This window comes from Nocardioides sp., assembly GCF_050699375.1.
GTDB lineage: Bacteria > Actinomycetota > Actinomycetes > Propionibacteriales > Nocardioidaceae > Nocardioides.
The window spans coordinates 1-13,480 of sequence record NZ_JBOHDN010000089.1 but is presented as its reverse complement, the minus strand read 5'-3'; the positions used below and the strand labels follow the sequence as shown (position 1 = coordinate 13,480).

Sequence of the window (13,480 nt, the reverse complement as noted above, 5' to 3'; positions counted from 1 at the left end):
GGACTTGTTTTGTGGGACCTGGGAGTCCCCGTGTCACTGGGTGACACGGGGACTCCCGCGTCGTTCGTCGCAGCGCAGCTTGACGAATCGGTCGCGGTCCCAGCCCGAGGAGTCGAGTACGAATCTGAGCAGCACGGAGTCACCAGCGCCCACCCGATGACAGGAGAGAGACTTCGGCTTCGCGGTGCCGAGACCAGGAACGTACGCATCCAGCGCTCGCCGGCGGCGCTCCTCAGTCCCAGGCGGTCCAGTGACGGTGACGACTTTCGGGTCGAGGTCGACGCCGGTCACGCGACCCGAGCCGACCTTGCGTCGAAGTACGGAAGTTGCTTGGTCGTGGGCTTCCCCGACCGCATGGCGGTCGAGAACGGCGCCGAGAGCGACAGGTGGGACATGGCTGGAGATGTCGAGTGCGCGCTGAACGGCGCGATGACAGGCGACGTGGTCCAGGTGGCCGGTCAGACCGTCGGATCCCACGGTGAGGAGTACGTCCGGGCGCAACGTCGCGATCGCCTTGGCTACACAGTGGCGGGCGCCGAGGCTGACCTGGTGACGTGGGAGTCCCGGTGTCACCCAGTGACATCGGGACTCCCACGTCACGACGACCACGTCTCCAGGGTGCACTCGTCTCCGCACCTCTTCGGGTCTTCCTGCCAGCCACGCTGGTGCAGCAGCTGCGTGACTCTTGCGGCGGTTCGGCACTGAGTCTCGAACACCTGGGGCCAGCGCACGCGGGCGGTGAGCTTGCCCCCGAGGGCGAGGTCGTCGAGGTCGCGGTCGGCGTCGCGGCCCTGAGCTCTCCAGGACTCGTGGTTGAGGCGGCCATCGAGCTCGACGACTAGGCCGTACGCCTCGTATTCGACGTCGCGGAACTCCTTGCCATTCGGAGTCGATCGTTCGCTTTGACGGGTGCCCGTCGGGAGACCGTGGGCGCGTTCGACGCGGGTGAGGTAGCCGTGTTCGAGGACCGAGCAGGTGCCCGCCTCCACGTCGGCGAGCAGGCCAGTGATGAAGCCGCGGCGGGGGAGGCGTGGGTGGCGCTTCAGGGCTGTGCGTACGGCATCGGTCGTCACTCCACGGCGGCCGATGATGTCGGTGAGCAGGCCGATGACCTCGATCTCGGAGATGGCCTCGCGGGCTTGGAGGAGGGCGTTGTCCTCCAGCTTGAGGCGGGGCGGGCGTTCGCCGGCGAACATCTGGCGGGGCAGGCCGACCACGCGGTGGACGATCACGCCCGGGGGCGGGTCGAGGCGGCGGCGGTGGTCGATGGCGACGTGGATGGGGCCGTCGGCATCGTCCGTGCGGTGCGGTTCGAGGACCGTCGGGCCGCACAGGGCGGCGGGCTCGGCGTAGAGCACCGCCGCCCAAGCGCGCTGACGCCAGGTGAGCGGGCCGGTGTGAGTGACGTAGACGCCGCGATGGACCAACTGCATCTCGCGGCGTCTGATCGCGCGACGGATGTCGTTTGGTGTGTATCCACCGAAGGTGAGCTGGGCACGGCTGGCGACGCCGTCCTGTAGCCCGAGCTCTCGCTCGGCCCATGCTCGCCGAGCCGCCAGCTCACGGGCAGAGAGTTCAAGATCTGCAAGAGCCGTCACGTCTGCACCCTTCCTGGCCGCGATAAACGTCGCTCGGAACGATAGGTGCCGCCTCCGACAGTTTCGCGTGCTCCGGAGGCCGATGACCGAGCCGTCAGCGGCCGAGGATGCGGCTCAGCAAGGTGCCGTTGGGGTCCTTGGGGTCGGCCGAGTGGCCGGGGCACCACTGGCCGGTGGGTACGGAGGCCTTGATGTCGGAGACGTGGCGGCCGCAGCCGGCCCAGGTGGTCTTCTTGCACTTCTTGCAGCGGACGGGGCGACACATTGTTCGGTTCCTGCTTTTGTGGTCTGGTCGGGGTCAGGCGGGAGGTTCGCCGGCGTCGAGGGCGTCGACGAACTCGCAGAAGGCGTCGAAGGCTCGTGCGCCGTGGATGGTGGCGGGACCGCCGTGCATGAGGAAGGTGACGCCGATGGCCTCGGCTGCTTCCTGGGGGCTCGCGCCGGCGCGTGCGGCGGCCTGGCCGTGGGAGGCGATGCAGCCGTCGCAGCCCTCGACGACGCCGATCGCGAAGGCGATCAGCTCCTTGGTCTTGCGGTCGAGCGCACCGTCAGCGAAGGCCGCCTTGGAGAGCCCGCCCCAGCCTTTGTAGACGTCGGGGATGGCGCGGCGCAGCTCTTGGTGGAGCGGCCCCAGGTCTCTCAGGACGCTCTTGCCGTGGGGTGAGCCGTGGTCGGTCGTGGTGGTCATGGTGACTCCTTCCGTAACCCCCCAGGGGGTTACGTCGACGACGGTAGCATAACCCCCTGGGGGGTTATAGAATCCTTGGGAGGCCAGCGGCTTTCCGGCAGCTGGAGACATTCACTGGAAAGAGAAGAACGCCGATGCAGCTCGAGCCCGACGAGATCAAGGCCGTCATCACCCGACTCAAGAGGGCCAACGGACACCTCGCGTCGGTGATCCGGATGCTCGAGGAGGGCTCGGAGTGCGAAGACGCGCTCACCCAGCTCGCGGCGGTCAACAAGGCGGTCAGCCGAGGCGGCTACGCGCTGGTGGCCACCGGGCTGGAGAAGTGCCTCGCCGAGGGCGGTCGCGACAGTGTCGACACCAAGAAGATGGAGAAGCTCTTCCTCGCTCTTGCCTGATCGGCGGGCCGATTGCTGTCCACAGGCAGGGTTCGGGATCGAGTTGTCCACAGGCCCGGGGTTGGAGGTGGCGGGGCGCGCGGATCGGAGGTCTGCTGGACCCATGCCGAAACAGAAGAAGCCCCAGACACGCCCCGTCCAGCGCGACAGGTTCGGGGATCCAAGGAAGCGGTCGTTCGCCGAGAAGCTCGTCAACAGTCCCTATTGGCCGGCGATGTTCGCGGTGATCGACGCCGAGGCTCGCGGGGACGTGAAGGCCGCTCTGGAGATCATCGACAAGACCGGCAACCAGCTCGCCGGCGAACAGTTCTGGCATCCGCTGCGGATCGAGCGACTGGAGCAGGTCTCGCTGCTCGGGGCCCTGATGCCGAGGTGGGCGCACTCGCGATGGATCGTCTCCCAGGCGATGCAGGGGACCCATCCGCGCAACCAATGGCGGATGGCGAAGGCGATCAAGGTCGCCCTGGAGGTTCGTGGCGGCCCCGACCCCGTCCGAGACCGGGAGGACGACCGGATCCAGATCATGGATCGAGACTGGGTCTATCGCCAGGCGTTCCTCTACGAGCTCGGTGGGCTCGAGGCGTTCCTGCGGCACAACGCCGCGGGCGGCCTCATCGCCGGCACCGGCCGGATCTGGGAATGGGTGCGGGCACCGATGCGGGGCTTACGACTCCAGCTGCGGGACGCGCGACGGCTGGTCTGGGAGGATCCGGCGACCGGTGAGCAGCTGAGCACGATCAACCTGGGTGCCGGCGTGCTCGTCGACGACGGCGAGTGCGTGATCGGCCGGATCGTCCCGATCGAGGGCGGGTTGATGTTCGAGACAGCGCCGTTGCGAGTGCCGGAGGAGGTGGCGTACGCCGTCGCGGACGAGCCGGACCGTTGGGTCGACGCGCTGCGCGATGCCTGCGCGAGACCGGAGCGCGAGCCCGGGGAGATCTGGACCAACAGGGGCCTGCGGGACTACGGGCTGCTCACCGACATTCCGTACGCCCTGGTCACGGTCGCCATGGACGCGGGTCTGCACGCATTCCACCATCCCGACGACGAAGAGCTCGACGAGCTGTTCACCCACCCCGCCGACTATCCCGCGTGTCTCGCCGCGTGGTTGGTGCGGCCAGAGACGATCAAGGCACTCGACGCGGGCATCCCGCCCGAGGGACTTGCCGCGCTCGAAGCGTTCGTCGAGCTCGTCCCCGATCCGGCGGCCAGCCTGATCCGTGACCTCGCGCTGCGCAACCGCTCGGCCGCCTAGACGCCGAATCGGCAGGCTCAGCACTCTTTTACCTTCGGTGATGTTTGAGATCGGCGAGAGCGGGTAAGAGGTGGACATGAGCAGCAACATCCGCGTCAACCCCGACGACCTCAGGTCCATCAAGAGCACGTTGACCACTGCCGGCGGCGAGCTCTTCAAGCAGGCCGAGCCGATTCAGAAGACACCCGACGCGGGTGAGTCGTCATCCGAGGTGGCCAGCGCGCTGGCCTCGCTCTCGGCGGCGATCGGCGGAGCGGCCGAGGGGCTGGGGCAGCTGGTGGACGGCGTACAGAACGCACTCGACCACGCGACCACGACCGACGACGCCTCAGGTGACGAGGGTCGGCGCCAGCAGCAGCAGGTTCGGGGCAACTGATGGCCGAGGGCATGGACACGAAGGTCTACGGCGACGCGGCGGCGGTGCTGACCGCATCCGAGGCGTGCACCACCGCGAAGGAAGCCGTGGGAGACGCCCTCGCCGATGTGGGCAAGGCGATCAAGACAGCCGGCTCGTGGGAGGGACGCGGCGGCACCGCGTTCGAGTCCAAGGCGGAGAAGCGCAAGAGCGACCTGCGACAGCTCGAGTCGCGCATCGAGTCGCTGGGCAAGGGCCTCTCGACCTTCTCGGGCGACCTGAAGGCGGTCGAGACCAAGATGTCCACGATCCGCACCGAGGCCGGCGAGGCAGGGCTCACCGTCAGCGGCACGATGATCTCGCCGCCGACCGAGCCGGGCGGCGATGCGTCCGAGGGCGATGTCGAGGCGCACAACACAAAGGTCGAGAAGTGGAACGGCCTGGTCAGCCGGGTCGAGGCAGCCCGCAAGGACGAGGAAAACGCCCACGAGGATCTCGGCAAGGCCATCTCGAAGTCCACCGGCGACGGCTGGATCGAGGACATGCTCGAGCAGCTCGGTCTGCTGCCGAAGGATTTCTCCGACGGGACGCAGATCGGTGCATACGCCCTGGGGTTGGCCGGTCTGGGAGCCGGTGCCGGCATCGACTGGGCGGTGAAGAGCAGGTTCGGCCGTTTCCAGCCACGCGTGAACGGCCGCTTCAGCAGTCCGGCGAGCCTGACCAAGCTCGAGCGCGCGGCGGCCGTGCTCAAGAGCAAGAACTGGCACGCGAACCCTTACCAGGCAGCGACCCGAGGGAAGTGGTTGACCGCGGGGAAGTGGGCGACCCGGGCAGGCTGGGTGGTCACCGCCGGTACGTCGGCGTGGGAGCAGTGGCAGAAGGACGCCGACGACCCGTCGCTCTCGACGACCGAGCGGGTGAGCCGCACGGTGAGCACCTCCGCCATCACGACAGCGGGAGCCGCGGGCGGAGCCTGGGCGGGAGCTCAGGCCGGCGCGGCCATCGGAAGCATCTTCCCGGGACCGGGCACGGTCATCGGTGGTGTCGTGGGCGGCTTGATCGGTGGCGCGGTCGGCTCCGGGCTGGCCGGCAAGGCGGCCGACTTCGTGGTCGACGAGGCAGGGGAGCTCGGCGAGGCCGTGGTCGACGGGGTCAGCGACTTCGCGGAGGGTGCCGGCGAGGTAGCCTCCGATGTCGGCGACGCCATCACCTTCTGGGACTAGGACCAACATGATCTGGGCTGTGCTCATCCTGACCGCCGGCATCATCGGAGCAGCGGTCAGCATCTGGCAGCACCTCGGCCTCTCCGCCCGCGCCCGATCCTGGGCGAACGCGTGGAGCCGCGGCGGTGTCGGCGAGGACTACGTCCTCATCCATCTGCCGTGCATCTCCGCGTTGGCGATCACGGGTTCGACGGCATTCGTGCTGGTCCCGGAGAGGAGCACGGCGTGGGTGCTCCTCGGAGGTCTGTTCCTGCTGACCTGTCTCGTCTACCCGTTGCTGATCCTGGTGCCGACCCCAGCGTTCATCAAGCCGAAGTGGTATCGCGAGGCTTATCCGAAGAAGAAGAAGCGAAGTGCGAGAAAGAAGAAGTGACGGTGTCTGACAACGAGACGGCTCTGACGCTTCCGGACGGCTGGGAGAGCGTCGACCCGCCCGAGGGCGTACGTTTCCTGGCGCTCGCGCCGGCCGGCGGCACCTTCCGCTCCAACATCACGGTGACCGCCCAGACCAACGGCGACCTGGGCTTCCGTGACTGGCAGGTCGGCTCGGAGATGGCGTTCACCGAGATGCTGCCGGGCTACACCCCGATCGACCTCGAGCGGCTCACGATCGCAGGTGAGGAAGCGGGCCGGAGGCTGGCGATGTACGACGGCCCGGGCGACTCGGCGCTGACCATGGAGCAGTGGTTCGTCGCGATCGACGGCATCGGGCACACCCTGACCGCGACCGTCCTGACCAGCGACTATGCCGCCTGGGGCGACCAGATCGACCGGGCCGCCGCGACCTGGAGCCCGGCATGAGCGCCGCAGCGGCGACGGAGGTCGCCTGGATCCTCGCCGGCCCGGGTGGAAAGCTGGCGCATCACGCCGCGGTGGGCGCGGAGGGCATCCATCTCGAGCTAGGCGTCGACGGGTCACGTACGCAGCCCCTCGATGTCCCGCGCGGCCAGCTCGTGCCCAGCCTGATCAGAACGCTCAAGATCCGGCCGGTCAAGGGGGCCGTCGGGTCGGTGAGGCCGTTCCCGGCCGCCCGGATGGCGGAGCTCCTGGGCGAGGACCAAGAGGCTCGCGACGTGGTGCTGACCGAGGTCGGTGCCCGCACCGCCTGGTCGATCACGGTCGACACCTGGCAGATGCACGGCGTCAACGGGCCCGACGGCGTACATCTCGCAGTGGACGAGAAGCTGAGCCCGGTGACGAACACGACCTTCTACCGGATGCTGTGCCGATCCTTCGGCGCCTATTGATACCGGCTACTGGTCCCGCTTGAGGGTGAGCGTCGCGATGTCGGCTCCGAGGATGGTGAAGGCGTCGACCAGGAGCCCGGCGATGAGCTCGGCCTCGGGCTGGGGCACGGTGCGCCAGTAGTGCGGCACCGGCGGGGCCGGAGCGATCGGGTCGGTCTCGTCGGGGGTCAGCCAGCCGGCAGCGCGAAGCGCCTCGTGCTGCTCGACGGATGCCTCCCAGGTGCCCCCGACGTGCTGCGTACCCGCGAACTCGGCGTAGAGCACCTCGTCGACGCACAGCACCTGCCCCCATCGTGACGGCGTGGTCGACCTGGACACCTTCGATCTGAGCTTCCCCAGGAAGCCGGCCGGCTCGGGCGGGGTCGGGTCGGGTTCGGCGATGACCAGGAACTCCTGCTGCCCGAGGTCGGCGAGCTCCGAGGTGATCCGTTCCAGCCAGTGCGTCGCATCCACACCTCCATCCAACCAGGGTGGGTGATAGGTCCAGCGTCGTGGATCGGGACGCGGCGTCACTGCCCGTTCACGGCCAGGGGGTTGCCAGGCGACCCCCGCACTGGTTGCATCTGTGCGCCGCTTCCAACTCACGAGGACCCCCCCCACATGACACTCGGGAAACGTCTTACCCGCGGGCTCGCGCTCGTACTTCCGCTGGCCGCGATCATCTCTGTCGTCCCGGCCGCCGCCTGGGCAGACCCGCCCGCGGCGTTGCCGGCGTCGGCGCCGGAGGGCGACCGCACCTGGCAGCCGGCCCTCGACTTCGACACCGACGGTTGCTACAGCACCCCGGCCATCGGCCCGGACGGGACGCTCAACGGCGGCCTGGGCATGGGCGGCGACGTGAACGGCCAGTGCCGCGACCTCTCCGACCTGCAGAGCACCAACGTCTACTCCCGCTCGACGTGCAACAACGGCTGGTGTGCGTACCTCTACGGCTACTACTTCGAGAAGGACCAGGTCTCGCTCGGGCCTGGGTCGGCCGGCCACCGCCACGACTGGGAGCACATCATCGTGTGGGAGCAGGACGGGCACGCCAAGTTCGTCTCGGTCTCCCAGCACAGCGGCTATGAGATCAAGCCCGAGTCGGAGCTGCAGTTCGAGGGCGGTACGCACCCGAAGGTCGTCTATCACAAGGACGGCGGCAGCACTCACTGCTTCCGCTTCGCCCAGGGCGGTGGCGGCGACGAGCCGCCCGAGAACCATGAGGGCACCTGGCAGGTCAAAGGCCTGGTCGGCTGGGACAACTACCCCGCCGGCATCCGGGACACGCTCGTCGGGGCCGACTTCGGCGCGGCGACCTTCAAGCTCACCGACGCCCGCTTCGGCGACGCGCTGGCCGGCGGGAAGCCGTCCGAGGTCAGCCTCGACCCCCACGCCTGACCAGACGCTGACCCAGGACGTACGCCGTCAGGTGCTCTGCTCGAAGTCGAAGAGCGCTATCGGGGCCGAGGTGGGCTCCTTGGAGCCTCCGTCCGGCTCCACGGTGATCCCGGCCGCGGTGGCGGTCGAGGCGTCACCGTCGAGGACGATGGTCTGGTCGCTCTTGTTGGGCATCAGTCCGGCGGGGACCATGACGTCGTCGACCTGCAGCCAGAGCTCGTAGACCTTGCCCTTGGGTGCGGCCGCCATGTTGGAGGCGATCAGCACCGCCTTGGCCTCCGTGACCGAGCGAACCACTCGGGCGCGGGCGCCGCCGGGCAGCTCGACCGCGACGGTCGTCGCGTCGTCGGCGTGCAGCACCCGGTCCGCCGTCGACACGGTCTGGCTCGAGTCGTCCCGGGTCAGCTCGACAACGGCGACCGTGCCGGTGCCGACGACGGCGATCGTCGCAGCCGCGGCGGCGAGCATGCGCCAACCGTTCCGGCGACGGCCGGGGGCGGCGTACGTCTCGGGGGTCTCGACGTCCTTGTGAGCGCCGCCCGTCTCGGGCGGGAGCGGGCGGATCTCCTTGATGCCGGCGAGCAGGCGTTCGCGCATCGCCGCCGGAGGGGCGGTGTCGGTCAGGCCGCCGAGCAGGGCGGCGCTCTCCCGGAGGCTGGTCACCTCGTCACGGCAGTCCGCGCAGACGGTGAGGTGCTTCTCGAAGCGGGCTCGCTCGACGTCGTCGAGGGCGTCTACGGCGTACGCGCCGGAGAGGGCGTGAATATCGTGATCGGTCATTGGTTCACTCCCATCGCGTCGCGCAACCGGATCAGTCCGTCTCGGATTCGGGTCTTTGCCGTGCCGACGGGCAGCTCGAGCATGGCAGCGACCTCGGTGTGGGTATAGCCGCCGAAATACGCGAGCTGCAGCGCCTCGCGCTGCACCACCGTCAGTGTTTCGAGTGCGGCGTGGACGCGGCGGGCCTCCATCGAGGCCTCCGCGGCTTCGGCAGTTGTGTCATGGGGGGTGGGCTGGGTGTTGCCGTGATACGCCGTGTCGTTGCGGCCGGCGGACTCCGCCGACCGGACCCGGTCGACGGCCCTGCGATGGGCCAGGGTCAGCAGCCACGAGATGGCGCTGCCGAGCTTCTCGTCGTAGCGGCTGGCCTGGCGCCACACCTGAAGGAAGGCCTCCTGGGTGACCTCCTCGGCCTGGGCCGGGTCGCGCACCACGCGCAACACCAGTCCGTGCACGCGAGCAGAGGTCGCATCGTAAAGGTTGGCGAAGGCTGCCTCGTCACCTCGGGCGATGCGACGGAGGAGCCCGGCCAGTCCCGGCGAGCCGGCTCCCTCCGGCGACGAGTCGCCGGAGGGAACGGAGCTGAGCGGTCTCATGCCTAGATACTCGCGGATATCCGGTCGGATGTCCCTATCAGGGCATCAGAACGGTGTCGACGACGTACACCGTGGCGTTGGCCGTCGGGATGTTGCCGCACAGGACCTGGGCCTTCTCGTCACCGACGGTGAACTTCTCGTCCGAGCCCTCCACCGTGACCGTGTCGCCCGCCAGGGTCTTGTGCTCACCGGCGACCTCGTCCGGGCCGAGCTGACCCGCCACGACGTGGTGGGTGAGGATCTTGGTCAGCATCTTCTTGTCGGCCATCACGGCGTCCATGTCAGCCTTCGGGATCTTCTTGAAGGCGTCGTCGGTCGGCGCGAAGACGGTCAGCGCGTCCGCACCGTTGAGGGTGTCGACGAGCTCGGCCTCGCCAACGGCCGCGACGAGCGTCTTGAGGAGCGGGTTGGCGCTCGCGGCGGAGGCGACCGGTGCGGTCGACATGCCATTGAACGAGCCGGCGCCGTCCGCGGGGATCAGCTTGCAGCCTTCGCCGAACGTCTCGGCGCCGGCCTCTGCGGCCTCGGTCTCCTCGGGTGCGGACTCGGTGGTCTCGGATCCGCCTTCGGAGCCGGCCCCGCTGTCCTCGGAACCACAGGCCGCCAGGCCGACACCCAGCAGGAGCGCCATCGACGCTACTGCGCTGCCGGTGCGGGTGAGCTTGTTGAGCTTCATGAGAATGCCTTTCGAGGGATGTCTCTTCTTGCTGTCATGGGTGCTTCGCCACGAGGGCCAGATCGGATTTGGCCTATTTCCGTGTTTTTGTGCTCATTCGACGGTGACCAAGACCTCCTGGATTCCGCTGGAGCCGTCGGGGAACGGCGTGGCCCGCTTCGTGCTCTGTGCGGTCCCGTCGCGGTCGGTGACGCGTACGGCCAGCTGGTGGCTTCCGGGCTCGGCGTCCCAGGGCAGATACCACTGGCGCCAGTAGTCGATCCCAGCGTCCGGGCCGAGCTCGGCCGGCTGCCAACGGCCGCCGTCGATGCGTACCTCGACCTTGGCGACGCCTGCTTGCTGGGCCCACGCGACCCCGCCGATCACGGTGCTGCCGCCCTTGATGGTGCTCAGCGGCCGGGGCGTGTCGATCCGGCTGGACAGCTTGATCGGGGCATCGATCGCCCAGTCACGGTCGGTCCAGTACGCGGTCGCCGCGTCGTACCTGGTCAGGGTGAGCCTGTTGACCCACTTGGTGGCGCCGACGTAGCCGTAGAGGCCGGGCACCACCAGTCGCGCGGGGAAGCCGTGGATGCGGGAGAGGACCTCGCCGTTCATGCCGAGGGCGACCATCGCGTCGCGGCCGTCGAGCGCTGCCTCGAGCGGGGTGCTGATCGTGAAGCCCTCGACGTCGGTCGAGAGGATCTGATCCGCCCGGCTGCCGACGCCGGCCTCCTCGAGGAGCTCCTTGAGCGGTACGCCGGTCCAGCGGGCAGCGCCGACGAGCTTGCCCCCGACCTCGTTGGAGACGCAGGTCAGGGTGATGTCGTGCTCGACGTTCTCCCGCTCGCGCAGGTCGTCGTAGCTGAAGGTGAGCTCGCGGTCGACGTCGCCGTCGATGGTCAGCGACCAGCTGTTCTGGTCGACGATCGGGACAACCAGCTTGGTGTCCACCCGGTAGAAGTCACTGCTGGGGGTGCGGAACCGGGAGATCCCTTGGTACGTCTCCTCCAGCCCCTTCGGCAGGGTCGGCAACGGCTTGCGGACCCGGGGTAGCGAGATGTTGGCCAGCGCGGTCCGGCTGCGCACGATCAGCTGCCCGCCGGTCGCGGCCGCGGCGGAGAGCAGGGTGAGTGCCCCGAACCCGACTAGGACGCTCCTGCGCGATGCGCGGGCGTCTTCCCTCCGGTCGGGCCCGGGGCTGTCTGGGGTGGAACCGTCCGGGTTGGGACGATCTGTGATGGGACGGTCTGCAACGGGACGGTCCGAGGTGGGACGGCCGCTCAAGGCGCGGGTCAGGAGCACCAGCGTGGTGACTCCGAGGACGAGCGCCACCGCGGTCGGGATCAGGTCGCCGACCCCGAAGAGCGGCTGGCGCACCACGGCGCCTCCGGCGATCAGCACCAGGCCCACGATGAGCACGACGCCGAGCCACAGCCGCCTTCGGGCCACGATGCCGATCACGGCGGCGAAGGCGATCGTGAACAGCAGCACGCTACCGATCAGGATCGGCTTGTCCGCACTGCCGAGCTCGCGCACCGCCCACTCCTTGACCGGAGTGGGCGTCGCGTCGATGACGGCGGTGCCGACCGCGAGCGCGGGAGACGAAGCCGGGGTGAGCAGAGCGGCCGTGAGGTGCGCCAGTGACATCCCGACCACCCCGGCGAGCACCCCTGCGACGGCATGGGCGATGGTCCGGCGGTCCAGTCGTTTCATGGCGGTGATTCGCGCCGGGTGCCCAATCGGATTGGGCGATCTCACCGCCGGCGGGGATCAGCGAGCTCAGTCGGAGTCGCGCATCTTGGCGAGCCTGGCCCGTAGGCCGGCCTCCCGGTGCGCATTTGCGCGCAGGTCGACATAGTCGTCGCCGTAGACACAGAGCAGTGCGTCATCGAGCCGCCGCACCGCGCCCGGCGGATAGCGGTAGTCCATCCGCCCCATGAGGGTCTCCTCGTCGACCGAGCGCAACGCGTCGCCGAGCTCGGTCAGCGAGGTGATGCCGAGCTCGAGGATGACGCCGGAGATCCACCCGTAGTGGTCGGTCCGCGACCAGCCGGCGTCGGCGTACTGCCCGGCCAGGAACGCCGCGAGCTCACGGGGGCTGATGCGCGGGTCGTCGTCGGGAGCCTCGGTTCTGGCGGCGGTCACCCCTTCCCGGAGCCGATCCCTGATCGTGGAGAACTCACGGTCGGCGAGCTCGAGCAGGCCGGCGGCGAGCGTGAACCGTCGGTCGAAGTCGGGCACGTGCTCGCTGGGGATGGTGCCCTTGTAGCGGATGTCGTGCTCGAACTCGGCCCATGCGTGCTGCAGCACGGTCCGCACCTGGATCTGCGCCTGACGGCCCCGCAACAGCTCGTACGCTGCCTGGCCCTCGCGCGCGGGGTCGAGACCGACCAGCAGGTGACGGCTGGCGTACCCGAACCGGCCCTCGCTCGCGGTCTCCTCGCCCATGTCGCGGTCGTCGTGAACCACCACCTGGTCGTCGAGGAGATCAGCAACGGCCTGGACGTCACTGTGGACGTACGTGATCACCCGCAGCCCGATCTGGTCGGTGATCTGGCGGAGCGGATCGGTGAAGACCTGCCGCCCGTCGACGGTACGAGCCGCCTTGGCCGCGAACGACGCGACCGACTTCGCGCGCGAGGTCACGGTGAGGTAGTTGATGCCCGCTTCGTCGAGGATCGAGGTCACCAGCAGTACGTACTGGTCGGCTGCTTCCTGCAGTGTCGGCTGCAGCGCGGCGTACTCACGGACCGCGGTCCCGGGGTCGTGGATCCTCGCCCCGGCTCGCCCGCGGGGTGTCGGGAGGAGGTCGTCGGGCAGCGTCGGAGTGACGATGTAGCCGGTGGCGAAGTCGCCGTACGTGGTGGTGCGGTCCGGCGCGCGGGTCGCGAACAGGCCGATGTAGGCGGCCAGCACCGCGTCGACCTGGTCCTCGACCGTGCGCAGCTCGCTCTTGCGTACCGCATTCTCGGCGGCCGTTCGCAGGGCGTGCCAGGACGGGTTGTCGAGCAGCAGCGGCGGGTCGGCGCTCGCGAGACCCTCGAGCAGGCCGAGCAACATGACCAGCTCGGCGCGGAGCTGGTCGATGTCGCGCCCTGGCTTGTGCTTGTACTTCAGTGTCCGGCCCAAGCGGAACAAAGCCACCGTCGCGGGGTGGGGGTAGACCTCGATCGCCCGGCGCCGCCGGCCGGACCGCGGGTTCATGTCGAGCCCGAGCCGAGCCGCGATCCGGGCGCCTCGAGGCTGCTCGCTGAACTCCGGCTTGCTGGTGTTGGAGGGGTGCGCGCCGGCGTCGAAGCGAGCGAAGT

The 13,480-nt window shown here is 69.0% G+C and carries 18 protein-coding genes; 8 read left to right on the top strand and 10 right to left on the bottom strand.

Annotated features, from left to right (window positions below; genetic code table 11):
* Positions 1-33 precede the first annotated feature (33 nt).
* The 4 genes from ACRDPS_RS06215 to ACRDPS_RS06200 form a co-directional block, all read right to left on the bottom strand.
* A complete protein-coding gene (locus tag ACRDPS_RS06215) occupies positions 34-609 on the bottom strand; it encodes a hypothetical protein (protein WP_431500754.1) in 576 nt (191 codons plus the stop codon).
* The gene (locus tag ACRDPS_RS06210; RefSeq protein ID WP_431500753.1) at positions 597-1,598 is read right to left on the bottom strand and encodes a hypothetical protein; all 1,002 of its coding nucleotides are present in this window, start codon (positions 1,596-1,598) and stop codon (positions 597-599) included. The genes ACRDPS_RS06215 and ACRDPS_RS06210 overlap by 13 nt, the downstream gene beginning before the upstream one ends.
* Before the next feature lie 94 nt (positions 1,599-1,692).
* Positions 1,693-1,863 (bottom strand): hypothetical protein, encoded by a 171-nt coding sequence (locus ACRDPS_RS06205; RefSeq protein ID WP_431500752.1) that lies wholly within the window; start codon positions 1,861-1,863, stop codon positions 1,693-1,695.
* Between the two features lie 33 nt (positions 1,864-1,896).
* A complete protein-coding gene (locus ACRDPS_RS06200; protein WP_350663661.1) occupies positions 1,897-2,286 on the bottom strand; it encodes a carboxymuconolactone decarboxylase family protein in 390 nt (129 codons plus the stop codon).
* A gap of 134 nt (positions 2,287-2,420) precedes the next feature.
* Between ACRDPS_RS06200 and ACRDPS_RS06195 the strand changes: the two genes are divergently transcribed.
* The 7 genes from ACRDPS_RS06195 (at position 2,421) to ACRDPS_RS06165 (ending at position 6,761) form a co-directional block, all read left to right on the top strand.
* The gene (locus ACRDPS_RS06195) at positions 2,421-2,681 is read left to right on the top strand and encodes a metal-sensitive transcriptional regulator (protein ID WP_141802705.1); all 261 of its coding nucleotides are present in this window, start codon (positions 2,421-2,423) and stop codon (positions 2,679-2,681) included.
* A gap of 103 nt (positions 2,682-2,784) precedes the next feature.
* Positions 2,785-3,936 (top strand): hypothetical protein, encoded by a 1,152-nt coding sequence (locus ACRDPS_RS06190; protein WP_431500751.1) that lies wholly within the window; start codon positions 2,785-2,787, stop codon positions 3,934-3,936.
* Between the two features lie 76 nt (positions 3,937-4,012).
* Positions 4,013-4,312 (top strand): hypothetical protein, encoded by a 300-nt coding sequence (locus tag ACRDPS_RS06185; protein ID WP_431500750.1) that lies wholly within the window; start codon positions 4,013-4,015, stop codon positions 4,310-4,312.
* On the top strand, positions 4,312-5,514 hold the full coding sequence (locus ACRDPS_RS06180) for a WXG100 family type VII secretion target (protein WP_431500749.1): 1,203 nt from the start codon (positions 4,312-4,314) through the stop codon (positions 5,512-5,514). The genes ACRDPS_RS06185 and ACRDPS_RS06180 overlap by 1 nt, the downstream gene beginning before the upstream one ends.
* A 7-nt stretch (positions 5,515-5,521) precedes the next feature.
* Positions 5,522-5,887 carry a hypothetical protein gene (locus tag ACRDPS_RS06175; protein ID WP_431500748.1) on the top strand — a complete coding sequence of 122 codons (366 nt, stop codon included), beginning with the start codon at positions 5,522-5,524 and terminating at the stop codon, positions 5,885-5,887.
* Between the two features lie 2 nt (positions 5,888-5,889).
* Positions 5,890-6,315, top strand: coding sequence for a hypothetical protein (locus ACRDPS_RS06170; RefSeq protein WP_431500747.1), 426 nt, complete (start codon positions 5,890-5,892; stop codon positions 6,313-6,315).
* A complete protein-coding gene (locus tag ACRDPS_RS06165) occupies positions 6,312-6,761 on the top strand; it encodes a hypothetical protein (RefSeq protein ID WP_431500746.1) in 450 nt (149 codons plus the stop codon). Before ACRDPS_RS06170 ends, ACRDPS_RS06165 begins: the two co-directional genes overlap by 4 nt.
* 6 nt (positions 6,762-6,767) lie before the next feature.
* On the opposite strand, the gene ACRDPS_RS06160 is transcribed toward ACRDPS_RS06165, so the two are convergent.
* Complete coding sequence (locus tag ACRDPS_RS06160; RefSeq protein ID WP_431500745.1) at positions 6,768-7,214, bottom strand: TY-Chap domain-containing protein; 447 nt, start codon at positions 7,212-7,214, stop codon at positions 6,768-6,770.
* Between the two features lie 147 nt (positions 7,215-7,361).
* Here ACRDPS_RS06160 and ACRDPS_RS06155 point away from each other — a divergent pair, with 147 nt between their 5' ends.
* Entirely contained in the window at positions 7,362-8,138 is a 777-nt protein-coding gene (locus ACRDPS_RS06155; protein WP_431500744.1) for an NPP1 family protein, read from the top strand.
* Positions 8,139-8,165: 27 nt separating this feature from the next.
* On the opposite strand, the gene ACRDPS_RS06150 is transcribed toward ACRDPS_RS06155, so the two are convergent.
* From ACRDPS_RS06150 to ACRDPS_RS06130, 5 genes are all read right to left on the bottom strand, one after another.
* A complete protein-coding gene (locus ACRDPS_RS06150) occupies positions 8,166-8,918 on the bottom strand; it encodes an anti-sigma factor (protein WP_431500743.1) in 753 nt (250 codons plus the stop codon).
* Entirely contained in the window at positions 8,915-9,514 is a 600-nt protein-coding gene (gene sigK / locus ACRDPS_RS06145) for an ECF RNA polymerase sigma factor SigK (protein ID WP_431500742.1), read from the bottom strand. Before sigK ends, ACRDPS_RS06150 begins: the two co-directional genes overlap by 4 nt.
* Positions 9,515-9,551: 37 nt before the next feature.
* Positions 9,552-10,190 (bottom strand): fasciclin domain-containing protein, encoded by a 639-nt coding sequence (locus tag ACRDPS_RS06140; protein ID WP_431500741.1) that lies wholly within the window; start codon positions 10,188-10,190, stop codon positions 9,552-9,554.
* A gap of 93 nt (positions 10,191-10,283) precedes the next feature.
* Positions 10,284-11,885 carry a molybdopterin-dependent oxidoreductase gene (locus tag ACRDPS_RS06135; protein ID WP_431500740.1) on the bottom strand — a complete coding sequence of 534 codons (1,602 nt, stop codon included), beginning with the start codon at positions 11,883-11,885 and terminating at the stop codon, positions 10,284-10,286.
* A gap of 66 nt (positions 11,886-11,951) precedes the next feature.
* On the bottom strand, positions 11,952-13,480 hold a 1,529-nt coding region (locus ACRDPS_RS06130), incomplete at its 5' end, for a DUF429 domain-containing protein (RefSeq protein WP_431500739.1).

What these genes read in the sequence shown, in the direction of transcription:
- sigK (WP_431500742.1), bottom strand. Translation starts at nt 9,514, where the DNA reads ATGAGACCGCTCAGCTCCGTTCCCTCCGGCGACTCGTCGCCGGAGGGA.
- ACRDPS_RS06135 (WP_431500740.1), bottom strand. Translation starts at nt 11,885, where the DNA reads ATGAAACGACTGGACCGCCGGACCATCGCCCATGCCGTCGCAGGGGTG.
- ACRDPS_RS06140 (WP_431500741.1), bottom strand. Translation starts at nt 10,190, where the DNA reads ATGAAGCTCAACAAGCTCACCCGCACCGGCAGCGCAGTAGCGTCGATG.
- ACRDPS_RS06165 (WP_431500746.1), top strand. Translation starts at nt 6,312, where the DNA reads ATGAGCGCCGCAGCGGCGACGGAGGTCGCCTGGATCCTCGCCGGCCCG.
- ACRDPS_RS06195 (WP_141802705.1), top strand. Translation starts at nt 2,421, where the DNA reads ATGCAGCTCGAGCCCGACGAGATCAAGGCCGTCATCACCCGACTCAAG.
- ACRDPS_RS06185 (WP_431500750.1), top strand. Translation starts at nt 4,013, where the DNA reads ATGAGCAGCAACATCCGCGTCAACCCCGACGACCTCAGGTCCATCAAG.
- ACRDPS_RS06180 (WP_431500749.1), top strand. Translation starts at nt 4,312, where the DNA reads ATGGCCGAGGGCATGGACACGAAGGTCTACGGCGACGCGGCGGCGGTG.
- ACRDPS_RS06190 (WP_431500751.1), top strand. Translation starts at nt 2,785, where the DNA reads ATGCCGAAACAGAAGAAGCCCCAGACACGCCCCGTCCAGCGCGACAGG.
- ACRDPS_RS06150 (WP_431500743.1), bottom strand. Translation starts at nt 8,918, where the DNA reads ATGACCGATCACGATATTCACGCCCTCTCCGGCGCGTACGCCGTAGAC.
- ACRDPS_RS06200 (WP_350663661.1), bottom strand. Translation starts at nt 2,286, where the DNA reads ATGACCACCACGACCGACCACGGCTCACCCCACGGCAAGAGCGTCCTG.
- ACRDPS_RS06175 (WP_431500748.1), top strand. Translation starts at nt 5,522, where the DNA reads ATGATCTGGGCTGTGCTCATCCTGACCGCCGGCATCATCGGAGCAGCG.
- ACRDPS_RS06205 (WP_431500752.1), bottom strand. Translation starts at nt 1,863, where the DNA reads ATGTGTCGCCCCGTCCGCTGCAAGAAGTGCAAGAAGACCACCTGGGCC.
- ACRDPS_RS06155 (WP_431500744.1), top strand. Translation starts at nt 7,362, where the DNA reads ATGACACTCGGGAAACGTCTTACCCGCGGGCTCGCGCTCGTACTTCCG.